The following is a 17,354-nucleotide window of genomic DNA, read 5'->3' on the forward strand; positions in this document are numbered from 1 at the left end:
GCAGGAGCGGGGCATCCCGGGGGCCACCGCGCCACCCGGGATGCTCATGCCCGCTTCAGCACGCCATCCACCGTGCGCCAGAGGTCGAGCGGGTTGGACTCGCGCAGCTCCGCGGGAAGCAGCACCTCGGGAACGTCCTGGAAGCACACCGGCCGGACGAGGCGGCGCAACGCCCCGGTGCCCACGGCGGTGAAGCGGCCATCCGCGCTCGCGGGGTAGGGGCCGCCGTGCACCATGGAGGGACAGACCTCCACCCCCGTGGGCACGCCGTTCATCAGCACGCGGCCCACCCGGTCCGCGAGGACGGGGAGCAGCTCGGACGCCAGCGCGTGGTCTCCGGTCTCCACCATCAACGTCGCGGTGAGCTGGCCCTCCAGGTGCGAGGCCACGCGAGCAATGTCCCGGGGCTCCCGCACGCGGGCCAGCACCGCGCAGCTTCCGAACACCTCGTCCGTCAGCGTCGCGTCCTTCAGCACCGCGCCCGCATCCACTTCGAACAGCGCGGGGGCGCCCCGGGCACCGTCGCACTCGCCGCGGACCCACGTGCGGGTGTCCGCGCGCGCGGCGAGCCGGACTACGCCCTCGCGGAAGCGCTCGGCGATGGCGGGCGTCAGCATGGGGGCCGCGGAGACGGCGCCCAGCCGCTCCACGAGGCGGGCCCGGAAGGCCTCGTAGCCAGGGCCCTCGGCGGCCACGAGCAGCCCGGGTGAGGTGCAGAACTGGCCCGCACCCTGGAGGATGGATGCGGCCAGTGCGTCCGCCAGCGCCTCGGGACGCGTGGCCAGCGCCTCGGGCAGGAGGAAGACGGGGTTGATGGAGCCCATCTCCGCGAAGACGGGGATGGGGACGGGCCGCGCGGCGGCGAGGTCCATCAGCGCGCGGCCTCCTGCGCGTGAGCCGGTGAAGCCCACGGCGCGGATGGCAGGGTGTTGCACCAGGGCACGGCCCACCTGCGTGCCGGCGTCGAACAGGAGCGAGAACACTCCTTCCGGCAGGCCGCATGCGGCCACCGCGGCGCGCACCGCCTCGCCCGCGCGCTCGGACGTGGCCGGGTGCGCGGGGTGGGCCTTGACGACGACGGGACAGCCCGCCGCCAGCGCGGACGCGGTGTCGCCGCCCGCGACGGAGAAGGCGAGCGGGAAGTTGCTCGCGCCGAACACCGCCACCGGTCCCACCGCGCGCAGCATGGAGCGCAGGTCCGGCCGGGGCGCGGGGCGCCGCTCGGGCAGCGCGTGGTCGATGCGCGCGTCCACCCAGCTTCCCTCCTCGAGGAGGCGGGCGAACTGACGGAACTGTCCGGCGGCGCGGCCCAGCTCGCCCTGGATGCGCGCAGGGGGCAGGCCCGTCTCCCGGGGCGTGACGGCCAGGAAGTCGGCCTCGGCCGCCAGGAGCGACTCGGCGATGTGCTCCAGGAAGACGGCACGCTGGCGCGAGGACAGCGCCGCGAAGACGGGCGCGGCCTCCTCCGCGAGTTGGCAGGCCCGCTCCACCTCGTGCGGGTGCGCCGAGTGATAGCGGGGCTCCAGGGCCAATCCGGCCGCCGGGTCCCATCCGGTGAAGGTCGTACCGCCGGGCTCACCGCGCCCGGCGCCAATCCAAGACAATCCCATCCATTCCATGCCGCAAGTCCTCGCTTACAGGGTCGGCCGGTTCGCCAGCGCTTCTCGCAGCACGCGCAGGCACTCCTCGCGCTCGGCGCCGACAAGCTCCAGCCGGGGGCCGCGGACGCGCTCGTGGCCCCAGCCCACTTCCTGCTGCACCAGCTTGATGAGCTGGACGAACTTCGTCACGGTGTCCAGCCGCAGCAGCGGCAGGAACCAGCGGTACAGCGCGAAGGCGGCGTCCTTCTTTCCGGCCATGGCCAGCTCGAACAGGCGTACCGATTCGCCCGGGAAGGCATTCACCAGCCCCGCGACCCAGAAGCGCGCGCCCGCCTCCACGCCCTCCACCAGGCAGTCATCCACGCCCACGCCCAGGGCGAGCCGGTCTCCTAGCAGAGCGCGGATGCCGGTGACGCGCCGGGCATCGGTGGAGGACTCCTTCACCGCGGAGGCGTTGTCGAACTCGGCGGCCAGCTCGGCCAGGTGTGCTGGCGTGAAGTCCGTCCGGTAGGCCACGGGGTTGTTGTAGAGCAGGCACGGCAGCTTCGTGGCGCGGAGGACGGCGGCCACGTGGGCCTTCATCTCGCGCCAGTCGCTGGAATAGACATACGGCGGCAGCACCATCAGCCCCGCGCAGCCTGCGTCCTCGGCGGCCTTCGCCAGCCGCACGGCCTCCGCGGTGGAGAGGGCGGCGATGCCCGGGATGATGGGGGCGTTCACCGCCTCCGTGCAGGTGCGCATCAGCGCGACCTTCTCTTCGAGGCTCAGGGTCGCGCCCTCACCCAGCGAGCCGCAGGGGATGATGCCGGTGCAGCCTTGCGACACGAGCCAGCGCACGTGCGCGCGCACCGCGCCGTGGTCGACGGACAGGTCCGCGTTGAAAGTGGTGGTGATGGCGGGAAGGACACCATTCCAGGGGCTCATGACGCTCTCTTCGGGGTGGGTGGGGTTTCAGGAGGAAGTCGGAGGCTGCCGATGCGCGCGGGCATGCAGGGCGGACGCACGTCCTCGGCGGACCAGCCGAAGAGGGCCTCCGCCGCGGCGCCGCAGGTGCGGCCCTGGCAGGAGCCCATGCCCAGCCGCGCATACAGCCGGGCCTCGCGCAGGTCGCGGCAGCCCTCCAGCGCGGAGAGCGGCACGTCCTCGCAGCGGCACAGCAGCGTGTTCGGCGTGGCGAGCCGGCGCAGTTCGGGGCGGGGGGCATCGTGCTGGGCAAGCGCGCCGGCGAAGATCCGGATGCGCCGCCACGAGTTCACCAGCGCGTCCGGGGCGGGCTGCTCCGCGGCGGCGAGGCCGGCCAGTTCTCCGGTGACGAGGGCCTGGTCCACTCCGCCGATGCCGAGGAGCTCGCCCACGGCGTGGACGCGAGGCACGCGCGTCTCCAGCCGGTCGTCCACGACCACCGCGCCGCCGGACACCTCGCAGCCCAGCAGCCGTGCCATCTCCAGGTTGGGCACGAGCCCCCAGGCCGCGCCCAGGTAGTCACACGCGAGCTGCTCCTCTCGGCCGTTCACGGACATCCGGACGCTCTCGAGCTGGCGCTCGCCACGTGCTTCCAGGACCCACGACTCCGTGGTCGTGCGCACTCCCAGGAGTCCCGCTGACAGCACCGCGCCCTGGAGCAGCTTGCCCGGGTAGCGCCAGAGCTGGAGGGCGAAGCCCCAGTGACGCGCGGCGGGCGCCTGCTCGGCGACGAGGAGGACTTCGGCTCCGTGGGCGTGAAGCGTCGCGGCGGCGGCGAGCAGCAGGGGGCCCGTGCCGGCCAGCACCACGCGGCGGTCTCGGATGGGGAGGCCGTCCTTGACGAGCACCTGCAGGCCGCTGACGCCCAGCACGCCCGGCAACGTCCAGCCGGGGAAGGGGAGGAAACGCTCCCGCGCTCCCGTGGCGAGCACCAGCCGGCCGTAGCGCACCGCGAGCGAGGATGGGCCCTCCTCGACGAGGAGGAGCCCCGGCTCGGGCGCGGCGACGACGCGAGCCCCGGGACGGAAGCGCGCGCCGGAGGCGGCGAAGCGCGAGAGCCAGCGGCGGGCGAGCCGGTTCGAGCCCTTCCGTGCCTCGCCGCGCCAGACCTGTCCACCGGGCTCCGGCTGTGCGTCCAGGACGAGAACGTCCAGGCCCGCCTCGGCGGCCCGGCACGCGGCGGCGAGCCCGCCCGGCCCGGCACCAATGACGACGAGGTCGCAGGCCTCACGCATCGGTGACCACCTCCAGGTCCTCGCGGCAGGGCGTGAGGCACGTCAGCACCTCGGGCACGCCGTCCACGGTGGCGCGGCACTCGAAGCAGACGCCCATGCCACACAGTGGCGCGCGCGGGCGCCCTCCCAGGTCGCTCCGGCTGACGAAGTCTCCGGCCACGGCGAGCGCCGCCGCCACCGAGGTGCCCGAGGGCACGGTGATGGCGCGGCCGTTGATGCGCAGGGTGACGGACCTGGCGGCCTTTGCTCCGGACTCAGGCATGGAGGGTCTCGAAGCGCGAGGGCGCGTAGGGCCGGGCGTCGATGGCGCTGGTGCGGCCGAGCAGTTGGTCCGCCACCAGTCGCGCGCTGCCCGGGGCAGTGGTGATGCCGAGCCCCTCATGGCCGCAGGCGAGCCACAGCCAGGGCTTGCTCGGATGTCGACCGAGCAGCGGCAGGCCATCCGGAGTCGCCGGGCGCAGGCCCGTCCAGACGCGCAGCGCCCGCAGCCCATCGAGTCCTGGCATGAAGTCCGTGGCGCGCTTCAGCATGCGCTCCAGGATGGCGGGCTCGACGTGGCCGCCGCTCACGCCCGGCTGGCGCGAGGAGCCCAGCAGGAGCTGCCCGGTGATTCGCGGCTGGGCGTTGAAGGCAACGGACGCACCATCCGAGCCGTGCGCGCTCTTGAGGTAGCCCAATTCCACGAGCTGGTGATGCACCACTGGAGCGCCGCGCTGGGTGATGAGCAGATGTCCCTTGCGCGGGGAGATGGGCAGGTCCGGACAGAGCCGGGGACTGGTCACGCCCGCCGCGAGCACGACGTGGCCCGCGGCCAGGACCTCGCCATTCTCCAGCACCACGCCGTCCGGGCGCAGTGTGGCCACGGGGCAGCCGGGCATGAGCCGGGCTCCGCGCTGCTGAGCACGTCGCGCGAAGTGGAGCGCGGCGAGCGGTGGGTACAGCACGGCATCGTCCGGAACGCGCAGCGCCCCGACGAGGCCGGGGGACAGGGCCGGCTCCGCCTCTCGGAGCGCGGCGGCGTCCAGCACCTCGGCGCGCACGCCCGCGCCACGGTAGCTCGCGACCTTCGCGGCGATGGCGGCCTGCTCCTCCTCGTCCGTGGCGAGCCAGAGCGTTCCGCACGCGTCGTACTCGACGGCCATCGGCAGGTCGTCCCGCAGCTCGCGCCAGAGCGCCACGGACCAGGCCGTGAGCGCGAGCTCCGCCGCGTTGTCGTCCATGGCCACCAGGTGGCCCATGCCGCACGCAGTGGTGCCCGCGCCGATGGAGCGGGCCTCCACCAGCGCGACGGACAGCCCCTCGGCGCACAGCACGTCCGCGAGCGCCGCGCCGACGATGCCGCCGCCGACGATGACGCAGTCGAAGACGCTCATCCGATGCCCCAGGCGAAGGGGTCCTCGGGGTCGACGAGCAGCGTTGCCTCCGCGTTCACCGAGGCCGTGCCGGTGATGGTGGGCAGGATGCGGGCGCCGTCGCGCACGTAGCGCGCCTCGAAGCGGCTGCCGATGATGCTCTCCTGCACCCACGTCGCGCCCTCCGCGAGCGCGCCCTCCGCGGCGAGGCACGCGAGCTTGGCGCTCGTCCCGGTGCCGCAAGGCGAGCGGTCATAGGCGAGCCCCGGACAGAGCACGAAGTTGCGTGCGTCCACGCCGGGCGTGGACGAGGGCGCGTACAGCTCCACGTGGTCCACCTCCGCGCCGCCAGTGCCGGTGAGGCCCTGTTCGACCAGCGCGTGCTTGATGGCGGACGCGTACGCGGTGAGTGCAGGGATGTGCCGGGCCTCCAGGGGGAGGTGGTGTGCCCGGGAGAGGAAGAACCAGTTGCCACCCCAGGCGATGTCTCCGCGCACCTCGCCGTGGCCGGGGACGAGCACGGAGACGTCGTGGGCCATGCGGTGACTGGGGACGTTGGCGATGCTCACGCGCCCGTCCGGATGCAGCGTGGCCTTGACGACTCCCACGGGCGTCTCCAGGGCGTGGACTCCGGGAGTGATGCGGCCCAGGTACTCCAGCGTCTTCACCACGCCGATGGTGCCGTGGCCGCACATGCCCAGGTAGCCGACGTTGTTGAAGAAGATGACGCCCGCGACGCAGGAGGGGAGGGTGGGGGGACACAGCAGCGCGCCCACCATGACGTCCGAGCCACGAGGCTCGCAGACGATGGCCTTGCGAAAGGCGTCGAACTGCTCCCGGAAGCGCTCGCGCAGGGTCGCCATGTCGCCCGTTCCCAGCTCCGGTCCCCCGTCGGTGACGACGCGGGTGGGCTCGCCGCCGGTATGGCTGTCGATGACACGAATGCGCCGCATGCTGACTCTCCCTCCGAACCTCTCGAAGGCTACCCTAGGAACCCCGGAGCGCGGTTTCTTGAGGGTTCCGCGCACGGCGGCGAAGGAATCGCGCAAATGCAGCCCCAGGCCACGACAGGCCCTGAGTAGCGCGGCGCGCCACAGATCCACGCGAGCCGTAACCCGCGGCGTCACACGGAGTCGGCGCTTCGGGTGTGGCACGAGCGCGACACAGAGAGAGCTCTGCCGTGGGCCGTCATGGCGCGACGGGTGCATCGCGCGCGGCCGCGTTCGCAGGGTCCTTCTGTCCGGCCTTGCCGCGCCTGGCGGAGTCAGTCGTGCCATTCCCAAGGCGGTGAGTCGTTGCCGCCCGGCCCTCCGCTCGCCTCATCCAACTGAAGTCATCCCCTCTCATCGACACGGAGGTCGTTGATGTCGTTGTCCAAGTTCGCAGCAGGGAAGTGGTTGTTGTTGTGCGGAGTGCTGGGTGGGGCCGTGGCGCTGGGGGGCGCCTGTGGCTCGCCCGAAGCAGAGGTCGAGCTGCAAGCGCAGGAGTCACAGTCGCTCATCGCCTGTAATCGCGTCGTGGGCGCCACCACCATCTGCGGCACGGTCACCAACGCGTCGGGCGCGGCCATTGCCGGGGCGCAGGTGAATCTCCAGGGCGTCCTGACGACCACCGCCTCGGACGGCTCGTTCTCCGTCACCTCCGCGTCGCTGACTCCGGGCGCGCCGCTGACCATCAGCGCGGTGGGCTACATGCCGCACGTCGGCGCCGTCACGCGAGACGTCCTCGGGGCCCGCTTCACGTTGCAGACGCTGTACCGGCAGACCTTCTCGGGAGGCATTGTCACCGTCACGGACCCTCGCAGTGGCGCGGGCATCCGGGTGGACCTGGGCAAGCTGGCGAGCACCACCGGGCAGACCATCGTCTCGCCCTTCACGGTAGGCGTGCGCTACATCGACACGGGCCTGCTGGCGATGCCGGGGGCCGACGGTGCCATCAACCTGTCCGGCCAGCCTGTCTTCCTGGAGACGCGCGGCGCCATCTACACCGAGGTCCGTGACGCGGCAGGGCGCCTGCTCAAGCTCGCCGCCGGGACGACCGCCCAGGCGTTCATCCCCATCGCCGGGAGCATGAACGCGTCCTCTCCGGCGAGCATCGCCCTGTGGTCCATGCCCGTGGGCAGCAACCAGTGGCGCCAGCAGCCGGCCACGGCCTCGAAGACGACCAACCCGTCCCGGTGCACTGTCGGCCAGGCCCCCGCGTGCAGCGCGGACCAGTGCGACCCGGCCGCCACGAACCGCTACACGGGCAACACCAACGAGATTGGCTTCATCAACGCGGACATCGAGAAGGTCAACCCCGCGTGCATCCGGATCGTGCTGAACGCCGCCGCGCTGCCGCCCGGCACCCCGCTGCCCGTCTGCCTGGACCTGGAGATTGCCATTCCTGGCGGCGGCACGCAGACGCGCACCGTGTGCGTGGGGGACGGCACGGACGTCATGTACAACCTGCCCCCCAACGCCAACATCACCGTGCGCCAGGCGACGGGCTATGGCTGCCCGCCCCCGCCGAGCACCAGCCTGGTCGTCAACACGGGCGCTCCATGGGGCGGCACTGGCGTGCCCGCTCCGGCTCAGTGCAACGGCGTGCTGACGCTTCCGCCGCTGCCGTGAGCCCGGCCCGTGGGCGGCGCTTCCTGGCGTCGCCCATGGGTGAGGTGTGGCGCCCCTGGGGTGCTGGAGCCCGACCAGGGCCAAGCACCGACGGGGGCGTCACGAAGCACTGCCGGAATCGGCGCTCGGAGTGAGCTGCTGCAGGTCCAACTCCTCCAGGTCGAGCTCCTGCTCGACGCGCTGGAAGGCCGCATCGCCGATGGTGCCGTCCGCCCGCAGCGCGAGGAGCCGCTGCCGCTCCGCCGAGGTGGCCCTGCGCACGATGGCCACGTCGGCGTCGGGCGTGGGACCTTCAACAGTGGCAGCCCCGTGCGGCACGCTGACGCCGCCGGCCAGCTCCGCCTGGGCTCGCCGGAGCATGACCTCGTAGCGGCGGCGCAGCAGCCCCGACATCTCGTCGCCGTCGCCCGGCTGCTCGGACGTGGCCGAGAGCGCGGCGCGCAACGTCTCGACACGGGCGAGCCGGACCTCCCGCTCCACCGAGCCGTCGTCCTCGAGGCGGAGCATGCTCATGAGGGGCCGCAGCGACATTCCCTGCACGACCAGCGTCCCGAGCACGACGGCGAATGCGGTGAAGAGAATCAGGTCGCGGTAGGGGAACGCAGCCCCGTCAGCCCCGCCGGCCGGAAGCGCGAGCGCCGCGGCGAGGGTCACGATTCCTCGCATGCCGCACCAGCCGACGACCGCGGCGGCGCCCCTCGACAGACCCACCTTGTCCTGGTGCCCGGGCGCGCGGCCCGGCGCCGGACGACTGCACCACCAGCGACTGAACGCAGCGGCGGCCGACACCCATGCGATGCGCGCGACAATCGTCGCGGTGCACACCGCGGCCGCGATGCCGGAGTACTCGAGGAGCGTGCGCGAGTCGATGCGGCCCAGGATGCCCTTCAGCTGGAAGCCGACGAGGATGAAGGCGAGCACGTTCAGCACGAAGACGGCGAACTCCCAGACCGCATACGACGGGATGCGGATGCGGGCCGGGATGATGTCCGCGACGCGGCGGGAGGTCACCATCGCGAAGACGACGACGGTGAGGATGCCGGAGAGGTGGAGCCGCTCCGCGAGCAGCCAGACGGCGAACGTCCCGCAGAACTGGACGACGACCGCGATGGAGACGTCCTGGATCCGCGCGGTCACCCGGATGACCACACTCGACAGCACGAACGCGAGCACCACGCTGCCCACGGTGACGACGAAGAGCATCGGGATGGCGCTCGCTGGCGACATCGTCCCCGCGAGCGCCGCCCCGACGGCGAGGCGGTAGACCAGGAGCGCGCTCGCGTCGTTGAACAGACTCTCGCCCTCGAGGATGACGAGGAGCCGATGCGGCGGGCGGAGCTGCTTGAGCACGGCGGTCGCGGCCGCCGCGTCCGGAGGCGCCACGATTGCGCCGAGTGCGATGGCGACGGCCCAGGGCATGTCCGGCACGAGCAGGCGGGCCACCAGCGCGACGGCGGCGATGGTGAGCCCGACGGCGCCGATGGCGAGGCCGGCGACGGTCCGCCAGTTCGCCCAGAGGTCACGCGGGGATGAATCGAACGCGGCGTCCAGCAGCACCGGCGCGACGAAGAGCGTGAGCGCGAGCTCAGGGTCCAGGACCAGCGTCGGCGTGCCGGGGACGAGCGCCAGACCCGCACCGGCGAGTGCCACCATCGCGGGGTAGGGGACCCCGATGCGCTTGGAGAGCGCGGTGAGGCCCGCACCGGCGAGCAACAGGGCGATGATGATCTCGAAGACGTGCATCCGGGATGACCTCTGCGACCGCGTGGTGTTTGCCGCACCTTACGCCACGCTCAGAGCCCGGTCGTTCTCTCAAGGTGCTCGGGATAGCGAGCCCCCTGCACGGTGATCTTCGAGGCGGCGCTCGTGATCTCACCGAGGTCGTCAGGCGTCAGTTCGACGTTGGCTGCTTCGAGGTTCTCCTCCAGGCGGTTCAGCTTCGTAGTGCCCGGGATGGGGACAATCCACGGCTTCTGGGCAAGGAGCCATGCCAGAGCAATCTGGGCAGGGGTCGCCTTCTTCCGTTCCGCGACCTTGCCCAGCAGCTCGACGAGAGTCTGATTGGCTTTGAGTGCCTCGGGCTTGAAGCGTGGAAGGCTGTTGCGGAAGTCACTCTTGTTGAAGCTGGTCTGCTCGTTCATCTTGCCCGTCAGGAAGCCCTTGCCCAGAGGGCTGAAGGGAACAAACCCGATGCCGAGCTCTTCGAGGGTCGGCAACACCTCTGCTTCCGGGCCTCGTGTCCACAGCGAGTATTCGCTCTGGACCGCGGTGACCGGCAGGACCGCGTGGGCGCGCCGGATTGTCTTTGCTCCAGGCTCGGAAAGGCCGAAGTGCTTGACCTTGCCTTCCTGGATCAGGTCCTTCACCGCTCCCGCGACGTCTTCGATTGGAACGGCCGGGTCGACACGGTGCTGGTAGAACAAGTCGATGGTGTCGATCTTGAGTCGCTTGAGGGAGGCCTCGGCGACCTGCTTGATGTGCTCGGGCCGGCTGTCCATCCCTGCCTGCCGCCCGTTGGAGTCGAGCTTGAACCCGAACTTGGTGGCGATCACCACCTGCTTGCGGAAGGGAGCGAGGGCTTCGCCCACGAGCTCTTCATTCGTGAACGGGCCGTAGACCTCGGCGGTGTCGAAGAAGGTGACGCCCCGCTCGACGGCCGCCCGGATCAAGGCGATTCCCTGCTGCTTGTCTACGGCCGGGCCGTAGCCAAAGCTCAATCCCATGCAGCCGAGTCCGAGGGCCGAGACTTCTAGATTGCTCTTTCCAAGTTTGCGCTTCTGCATTGCTTGTCTCCTTCGTGTTTGAGCCAGCAATCTCACCTCATCCGCGAGGCTCGTCGCTGTGCAGGATTCAGGGCTGACTCTTCGCCAGCAGCTCCTTGGCGCGCGAGATGGCCGACATGGCGTTGGGCCAGCCGACGTAGAACGCCAGGTGGGTGATGAGCTCGACGAGATCCTCCTGCGTCACGCCGTTTTCGATGGCTCGCGGGAAGTGGAAGGCCATCTGCTCGGTCTTGCCGGTTGCCACGAGCGCCGCGCAGGTAATCAGGCTGCGGTCGCGCTTGGAGAGCTGGGGCCGCTCCCAGACGTCGCCGAACAGCACGTCGTCAGTGAGCTCGACCAGCTTCGGCGCGAAGTCGCCGAGGGCCTTCTGTGCGGCGGTGACAGGCTTTTTATTATCCATGTGTGTGTTCCTCACGGCCGGCCGAGGTACTGAGCGTCGCTGACCTTCTCCATCCATTCGACGGCCTTGCCGTCGACGTTTTCCTGGATGGCGATATGGGTCATCGCGGTGTTGGGTGAGGCGCCATGCCAGTGTTTTTCACCGGGCGGGGTCCAGACGACATCCCCTGGCCGGAGCTCCTGGATGGGTCCGCCCCAACGCTGTACCCGGCCGAAGCCAGCCGTTACGACCAGGGTCTGCCCGAGCGGATGGGTGTGCCACGCGGAGCGGGCACCGGGCTCGAACGTGACGTAGGCGCCGGAGGTGCGGGAGGGCGCGTTCGCCTGGAACAGGGGGTCGACGCGGACGGAGCCAGTGAAGTTCTCGGCAGAGCCCTTGCTGGAGGGCTGCGAGCCGCTTCGCGTGATGCTCAGTCCCTGCGGGTTCTCGCGTGACGCGGCCGGGGGGGCGCCCGCCCCCTTGGCGGCCCCTCGTTGGTTTGTCTGGGCGAACGCTGGAGCCAGCAGGGCGAGCGACCCGACGGTCGCGGTGAGCAGTTTCATCTTCCATCCTCCGGTTCAGTGACGCGTGTTCACGGCGCGTGGTCAGGGACAGCCGGTCTCCGAGGGGTATCCTGGATCGACCCAACAAGAGATACGGCTCGGCACCCCGGAGGACTAGGTGCCGGCACGACAACGGGCCTTTAAGCCCTGCTTGATAATGAGGCGCGGCATCCTCAAGGGCGGCGAGCGCCGCCGAGAGGGCGGCCGGGCAACGCCTCACCTTCTGGGGAATGTCCCGTGGCCTCGAAGGGACTCTCGCGATGCAGACGGCTTATCTCTCGCAGTTTCAGTAGTCCTCGCCGAGTCCCGACTGCGCAGCTTCAGCGGCGCGTGAGCTAGCCGTCTCCACAGCTGCGGTCAGCCATGCGGTTCGGCACTTCGAGGAGAGGCTGCGCGTGGTGCTGCCCACCGTTCGTGTGCGTCACCCGAGGGTGGAGGTGGAGGTCGTCATCGAGGACGGCTTCGTGGAGCACGTCTTCGAGTCGGCCGTGGAGGAGAAGCTGCGCACCGGGCGGCTGCGGCGGGTGCCCGAGTCCTACGCGCCCACCGTCTCCGGCTTCTTCCTCTACTTCCCCAGCCGTGCACAGCGCTCCGCACTGCTACGCCTCTTCGTCGAGACGATCAGGGCGCTGGCGGTGATGAAGGGGATCAAATAGTTCCCCAAAGGCGCCTTATCGGACATCGCTAGAATCGACCACTGTCGGTCCGAACGCGCGTATCTGGACGCTGCGGTCTGCCGACGTGGGCCCAGCCACGAACTGGGTGCCCGTCTTCTGAGGCGCCCAGTTCATGGCTTCATTTCCTAGTCCCGGCACCTGCGCTGGTGCAAGACGCTGCGTGGTCGTACCGTCCGTCTGGTTACCCAATCCCTGCACCTGCACCGGCGGCCATGGTGAAGTTGGAGCCAAAGGCAATGGCCGCAACACCTGTTATTAGAGCAAGGAGAGCGTGGGCGTGGTGGTGTAGAGGGTGTCCCCCCCATTGCCGAGCTGGCCGTAGGCGTTGGAGCCCCAGGCCCACCCCACGCCGTCCGAGCGCAGCGCCAGGGAGTGGGCGGCGTTCACAAGTGAGTGGGAGCAGCTCACGGCTACGCCCATCGCACCGCTCAGCCCTTGCACCTGCACAGGCACTTTGCGGGTGGACGTCGTCCCGTCCCCCAACTGACCGGAGGCGTTGGTGCCCCACGCCCACACCGTGCCGTCCGAACGCACCGCCAGCGAGTGGGCGTCGCCCGCGGCCACGCGCACCCCCCCGGTCAGCCCTTGCACCTTCCCAGGCACCAGGCGGGTGGTGATCGTCCCATCCCCCAGCTGGCCGGAGGAGTTGGCGCCCCACGCCCACACCGTGCCGTCCGAGAGTACCGCCAGCGAGTGGAGGTAGCCCGCGGCCACGGCCACCACCCCGCTCAACCCCGGCACCTGCACCGGCAGCGTGCGCCTGGTCGTGGTGCCATCCCCCAACTGGCCGTAGGTGTTGTAGCCCCAGGCCCACAGCGTGCCATCCGAGCGCAAGGCCAGCGAGTGCTTGTAGCCCGCAGCCACGGCCACCACTCCACTCAGCCCCTGCACCTGCACCGGCACTCTGCGGAGGGTCGTCGTCCCGTCCCCCAGCTGGCCGTAATCATTGGCGCCCCAGGCCCACACCGTGCCGTCCGAGCGCAAGGCCAGCGAGTGCTCGTCGCCCGCGGCCACAGCCACTCCCCCGCTCAACCCCGACACTGGCACCGGGACTACGCGCGTGAACGAGGAGCCATCCCCCACCTGCCCCTTGGCGTTGGAGCCCCATGCCCACACCGTGCCGTCCGAGCGCAGAGCCAGCGAGTGCTTCAAACCTGCGGCCACGGCCACCCCCCCGCTCAACCCTGGCACTGGCATGGGCACAAAGCGGTCGGTCGTCGTCCCGTCCCCCAGCTGGAAGAGGCGGTTGGAGCCCCAGGCCCACACCGTGCCGTCCGAGCTCACGGCCAGCGAGTGCTCGAAGCCCGCGGCCACGGCCACCCCCGCGCTCACCCCGGACACTGGCACGGGCGCAGCGCGGGAGTACGTGGTGCCATCTCCCCGCTTTCCGTTTTCGTTGGAGCCCCAGGCCCACACCGTGCCGTCCGAGCGCAAGGCCAGCGAGTGATCGAAGCCTGCGGCCACGGCCTCCACCCCGCTCACCTGCACCAGCACCGGCAGCATGCGCCTGTCCGTGGTGTGATCCCCCAACTGGCCGACGGAGTTGGAGCCCCAGCCCCACAGGGTGCCGTCGGAGCGCAAGGCCAGCGAGTGCTCGTCGCCGGCGGCCACGGACTCTACTCCGCTCACCCCCTGCACCTGCGCCGGCACCTTGTGGTAGCTCGTGGTGTTATCCCCCAACTGACCGGAGGTGTTGGAGCCCCAGGCCCACACCGTGCCGTCCGAGCGCAAGGCCAGCGAGTGGAGGCCGCCACCGGCTACGGCCACCACCCCGCTCAAGCCTTGCACCGGCACTGGCAGCGTGCGGTAGCTCGTGGTGCCATCCCCCAGCTGGCCGTAGGAGTTGTAGCCCCAGGCCCACACCGTGCCGTCCGAGAGCACCGCCAGCGAGTGGGCGTAGCCCGCGGCCACAGTCACCACTCCGCTCAACCCCTGCACCTGCACCGGCAGCGAGCGCTTGGTCGTGGTGCCATCCCCCAGCTGGCCGGAGGAGTTGTCGCCCCAGGCCCACACCGTGCCGTCCGAGCGCACCGCCAGCGAGTGGGAGTCGCCTGCGGCCACGGCCACCACCCCGCTCAACCCTTGCACCTGCACCGGCAGCCCCAGCTGGCCGGAGGAGTTGTAGCTCCAGGCCCACACCGTGCCGTCCGAGCGCAAGGCCAGCGAGTTGGAGGCGCCCGCGGCCACGGACGCCACCCCGCTCAACCCTTGCACCTGCACCGGCACCGTACCGTTGCTCTGGCCCCCGCTGGTGCCACCCACGGTCCAGACCGTGCCATCCGGGCGCAAGGCCAGCGAGTGGGCCCGACCTCCGTCAATGCGGGTTTGCGCCTGCGCACCCCAGAGCGTCGAGGTCAGCGCCAGGCAGACTCCCAAGACCCTGCTCATCCAGTCCCATCGGCCACGCTGCATCCGGCACCTCCTGGTCATCACAGTATCCACGGAAATCTCTACAATTCTGGATCGGCGAGCACAAGGAACTGATTCGACCGAGAATGAAGCGTGGCTTCCTCAAGGGCGACGAGCGCCGCCAAGGGAGAGATCGGGCAGCGCCTCCCCTCCGCTCATCCGCACGACGAACCCTGACATGGACCTCAACGCGTACACCTACGTCGGCCCCGAGGAGATCCGCCGCTCCTCGGCGTCCCAGCCCGCCGGAACGCCCATCGCTTCGAAGGAAGACGCCGAAGCCTGGCTCCAAGCGCATCCCGATGCCCGTACCGAAGGGGCGACGTACGTCGTCGACCTCCAGGGGCGGCTGAGGCTCGCGCCGAGAAGGTCCGAGCATGTCGCCTGTGCCGGAGGCGGGGAGGTGCTGGCCGCTGGAGAGATACGCTTCCAGGGCACGGGGACCCGGCTCACCGTGGCGGAAGTGTCCAACCAGTCCACAGGCTACTGCCCGGACACTTCGTGCAGGGACGCGGTGGTACTGGCCCTCCGTGCCTCGGGGATGACCCCGCCGTCGCGCTTCACGCCCGAGATTGTCTTCCGGCGCTGTGCTCGGTGTAGCGAGGTCAACCTGGTGAAGGAAGGCTGGTTCGTCTGTGTGTTCTGCGACGCGGACCTGCCCGCCGAGTGGAATGTCGCGTCCCGGCGCACGCTCCACCTCACCGAGTCCGCGTAACGCTCGGGCTCTGGGCGGGCGTCGCCTTCCAGGTGGGTCTATCGAGGGAGAACCCGGTGATCACTCTCTTGACGACGTCCTCCGAGCGCAGGTTCTTCATCCGCTGCTCGAAGAGCTTCCCATCTCTCTCCCACTGGTCGGTGACCTGGATTACGAGCCCCTTGGGGTCGGAATGGCAGGAGCGACGAACGTGCACCTCGCCGAGGTAGATGGCCTTTCCCGCCTCGACCTCGAAGGGCGCGTACACCCCGTAGGGATACGGAGAGAGTTGTTCGATTCTGTGTTGCCCGGCAATGACCTCCATGATGGAGAGGTACCCGGGCGGGTCCTGGAAGTCTTTTTCGCGGAACGGGTCGCTCACGGGAATCGTCCCCATTCGTTTGCGCGCGTATGAGTCGTCCACGTATTGAAGGGCCACCGAGCGGTCGTCCAGCGATCCGCAATCACTGATGAATCGGGTGGAGATGATGATCAGCCCATTCTCGAGGCGCTCCGAGAAGTGGAAATCACTTCCAGTGTTGCTGACGTTGTAGAGACTGGGTCCACCGCAGGCCGTGCAAACCCATACAGCTATCGCCAGGAGCAGTCTTGGGTTCATGTCCTTCACTCCGTGCTGAGTCGTGTGGCTGTCACTGCCTGCCAGGATAGCGCGCATTGAACCCGGTCTTCACCGCCGCGAGTGCCACCGCGTCTCCGGCGGCTCGTGCTTCGTCCGGAGTAGGGCCCACCCAGGATTCGAACTTTCCCAGCGTCTGCCGCATCGCCTTGCGCACCTCATGGTTGGCGGGCACGCCTCTCGCTTGGAGCAGCCAGTTCACCGCGTCGTAGGCGTAGCCGTACCAGGCATCCTCGGTGGCGGTGGCCTCCACCGTGATTTCGATGGCCCTCACCACCGCATCCGAGAGCCCCAGCTGCCGGATGCCCTCGTCCGGGTCATCGAGCAGCTCCGCTCCGCGATACGTGGCATCGAGCGCGGTCAGCCAGCCATGGCCGCGCTCCAGCGCCTTCATGATGAGCTGGACGTTGTGCTCCACGCCCAGGTCCGGGAGGGGCCTGTGATTGAAGAAGCTGTGGCACCAGCAGAAGCCGCCGATGATCTCATTCCCAAGGACCACCCCCGTCTCGTGGTACCAGGGGCCCATGTTGGCATCGAGGATGGCCTCGACGCCGTCCCTCAACTCCTCTCGCAGGGACTCCTCCAGCTTGCGCATGCCCCGCGGGATTCGCGGCGTCAGGTACTCGCGCAGCAGCGCGGCGATGCGCTCCGGGTGGTAGCTGTCGAGGCTGCGCTGGATGACCTCCCAGCCAGACTCCTCCCTCCGCTGCCGCTGCTTGCGTCTCATGAGGCCTCCTCGCACTGCTCGCTCCCGGAGATGCTCCGCGCCACCATCCGGACGAACCGCACATACCGCTCCGCATCCCCGGGCGGCTTGGGCAACAGCACCCACGGGGCCAGCGGCGGCGTGGGCAGCCCGGCCCGGCGCAGGCAGAACTCGAACCCCAGCCTCGCCGCCCTCGCATTCCCATCCGGGAACGGGTGGAAGAAGGCCAGGTCCAGGTACAGCCGCACCGCCTGCGCCACCGGGTGACAGCCGTCCCGCGCATCCGCCTCCACCTTCCGGATGAACATCTCCTCCAGGTCCGGCGCGTACAGGTAGCGGTGCGCGCCTCCGTGCGCGAAGGCCTCTCCCGTCCGGAAGCCCACTGGCTTCCCGAGCACCTCCGCCTGCACCTCCGTCAGCCGTGCCCAGGTGAGGGGCACCCGCGCGTCGGCCAGGGCGCGCACCCGGGCCAGGGCGGACAAGAAGCGGGCCTCTCGCGCGGTGTCCGCGTCATGGGCCGGGGTGTCGTACCGGGCGAGGTAGTCCTCCTGGGCCCGCGTCTCCTCGAAGGGGCGGGCACTGGCGGCCTCCAACTCGGAGCGCAGGTGCGCGCAGGTCCAGTCCACGGCGAGGGTGGCCCTCAGGTGTGGCACGAGCTTCTCGCTGGGCTCCAGGGTAGCCAGGGCGGAGTCCTCCTCGGTGCGTACTCTCGTTCTCGGCCTGGGTGCGTAGTTTCGTTCTCA

The 17,354-nt window shown here is 70.1% G+C and carries 16 protein-coding genes and 1 pseudogene; 3 read left to right on the plus strand and 14 right to left on the minus strand.

Translation table 11 applies throughout. From position 1 onward, the window contains the following. Window positions 1–44: 44 nt before the first annotated feature. From OV427_RS39620 to OV427_RS39645, 6 genes are read right to left on the minus strand one after another with little or no spacing between them, the layout of a single operon-like run. Window positions 45–1,610, minus strand: coding sequence for an aldehyde dehydrogenase (NADP(+)) (locus OV427_RS39620; protein ID WP_267861417.1), 1,566 nt, complete (start codon window positions 1,608–1,610; stop codon window positions 45–47). Between the two features lie 24 nt (window positions 1,611–1,634). Next, complete coding sequence (locus OV427_RS39625) at window positions 1,635–2,525, minus strand: dihydrodipicolinate synthase family protein (protein WP_267861418.1); 891 nt, start codon at window positions 2,523–2,525, stop codon at window positions 1,635–1,637. Next, window positions 2,522–3,799, minus strand: a complete 1,278-nt coding sequence (locus tag OV427_RS39630) for an NAD(P)/FAD-dependent oxidoreductase (protein ID WP_267861419.1) — start codon at window positions 3,797–3,799, stop codon at window positions 2,522–2,524. The genes OV427_RS39625 and OV427_RS39630 overlap by 4 nt, the downstream gene beginning before the upstream one ends. Beyond that, window positions 3,792–4,061 (minus strand): (2Fe-2S)-binding protein, encoded by a 270-nt coding sequence (locus OV427_RS39635; protein WP_267861420.1) that lies wholly within the window; start codon window positions 4,059–4,061, stop codon window positions 3,792–3,794. Before OV427_RS39635 ends, OV427_RS39630 begins: the two co-directional genes overlap by 8 nt. Next, window positions 4,054–5,172, minus strand: coding sequence for an NAD(P)/FAD-dependent oxidoreductase (locus tag OV427_RS39640; RefSeq protein ID WP_267861421.1), 1,119 nt, complete (start codon window positions 5,170–5,172; stop codon window positions 4,054–4,056). The genes OV427_RS39635 and OV427_RS39640 overlap by 8 nt, the downstream gene beginning before the upstream one ends. Beyond that, window positions 5,169–6,104: a proline racemase family protein gene (locus tag OV427_RS39645; RefSeq protein WP_267861422.1), complete on the minus strand. Its 936-nt coding sequence runs from the start codon at window positions 6,102–6,104 to the stop codon at window positions 5,169–5,171. The genes OV427_RS39640 and OV427_RS39645 overlap by 4 nt, the downstream gene beginning before the upstream one ends. A 411-nt stretch (window positions 6,105–6,515) precedes the next feature. Here OV427_RS39645 and OV427_RS39650 point away from each other — a divergent pair, with 411 nt between their 5' ends. Then, the gene (locus tag OV427_RS39650) at window positions 6,516–7,763 is read left to right on the plus strand and encodes a carboxypeptidase-like regulatory domain-containing protein (protein WP_267861423.1); all 1,248 of its coding nucleotides are present in this window, start codon (window positions 6,516–6,518) and stop codon (window positions 7,761–7,763) included. A gap of 99 nt (window positions 7,764–7,862) precedes the next feature. Here the strand turns inward: OV427_RS39650 and OV427_RS39655 are convergent, their stop codons facing one another. The 4 genes from OV427_RS39655 to OV427_RS39670 all read right to left on the minus strand — a co-directional run bounded on the left by OV427_RS39655 (window position 7,863) and on the right by OV427_RS39670 (window position 11,488). Then, complete coding sequence (locus OV427_RS39655) at window positions 7,863–9,506, minus strand: Na+/H+ antiporter (protein ID WP_267861424.1); 1,644 nt, start codon at window positions 9,504–9,506, stop codon at window positions 7,863–7,865. A gap of 50 nt (window positions 9,507–9,556) precedes the next feature. Beyond that, window positions 9,557–10,546, minus strand: coding sequence for an aldo/keto reductase (locus OV427_RS39660; protein ID WP_267861425.1), 990 nt, complete (start codon window positions 10,544–10,546; stop codon window positions 9,557–9,559). A gap of 67 nt (window positions 10,547–10,613) precedes the next feature. Further along, window positions 10,614–10,946 (minus strand): carboxymuconolactone decarboxylase family protein, encoded by a 333-nt coding sequence (locus OV427_RS39665; protein WP_267861426.1) that lies wholly within the window; start codon window positions 10,944–10,946, stop codon window positions 10,614–10,616. Between the two features lie 11 nt (window positions 10,947–10,957). After that, entirely contained in the window at window positions 10,958–11,488 is a 531-nt protein-coding gene (locus tag OV427_RS39670) for a cupin domain-containing protein (protein WP_267861427.1), read from the minus strand. Window positions 11,489–11,958: 470 nt separating this feature from the next. Between OV427_RS39670 and OV427_RS39675 the strand changes: the two are divergent. Then, window positions 11,959–12,144: pseudogene (locus tag OV427_RS39675) on the plus strand (LysR family transcriptional regulator); the annotation flags it as partial. Between the two features lie 276 nt (window positions 12,145–12,420). Here the strand turns inward: OV427_RS39675 and OV427_RS39680 are convergent. Continuing rightward, a complete protein-coding gene (locus tag OV427_RS39680; RefSeq protein WP_267861429.1) occupies window positions 12,421–14,553 on the minus strand; it encodes an RCC1 repeat-containing protein in 2,133 nt (710 codons plus the stop codon). Between the two features lie 199 nt (window positions 14,554–14,752). On the opposite strand from OV427_RS39680, the gene OV427_RS39685 reads away from it, so the two are divergent. After that, a complete protein-coding gene (locus tag OV427_RS39685; protein ID WP_267861430.1) occupies window positions 14,753–15,289 on the plus strand; it encodes a hypothetical protein in 537 nt (178 codons plus the stop codon). Here the strand turns inward: OV427_RS39685 and OV427_RS39690 are convergent. The 3 genes from OV427_RS39690 to OV427_RS39700 are packed head-to-tail and all read right to left on the minus strand — an operon-like array spanning window position 15,273 to window position 17,264. Continuing rightward, window positions 15,273–15,887, minus strand: a complete 615-nt coding sequence (locus tag OV427_RS39690; RefSeq protein ID WP_267861431.1) for a hypothetical protein — start codon at window positions 15,885–15,887, stop codon at window positions 15,273–15,275. The genes OV427_RS39685 and OV427_RS39690 overlap by 17 nt on opposite strands. Window positions 15,888–15,918: 31 nt before the next feature. Next, window positions 15,919–16,632, minus strand: coding sequence for a hypothetical protein (locus OV427_RS39695; protein WP_267861432.1), 714 nt, complete (start codon window positions 16,630–16,632; stop codon window positions 15,919–15,921). Beyond that, on the minus strand, window positions 16,629–17,264 hold the full coding sequence (locus OV427_RS39700; RefSeq protein ID WP_267861433.1) for a Fic family protein: 636 nt from the start codon (window positions 17,262–17,264) through the stop codon (window positions 16,629–16,631). Before OV427_RS39700 ends, OV427_RS39695 begins: the two co-directional genes overlap by 4 nt. Between the last annotated feature and the right edge of the window lie 90 nt (window positions 17,265–17,354).

The sequence above is a fragment of the Pyxidicoccus sp. MSG2 genome (assembly GCF_026626705.1).
Taxonomy (GTDB): domain Bacteria; phylum Myxococcota; class Myxococcia; order Myxococcales; family Myxococcaceae; genus Myxococcus.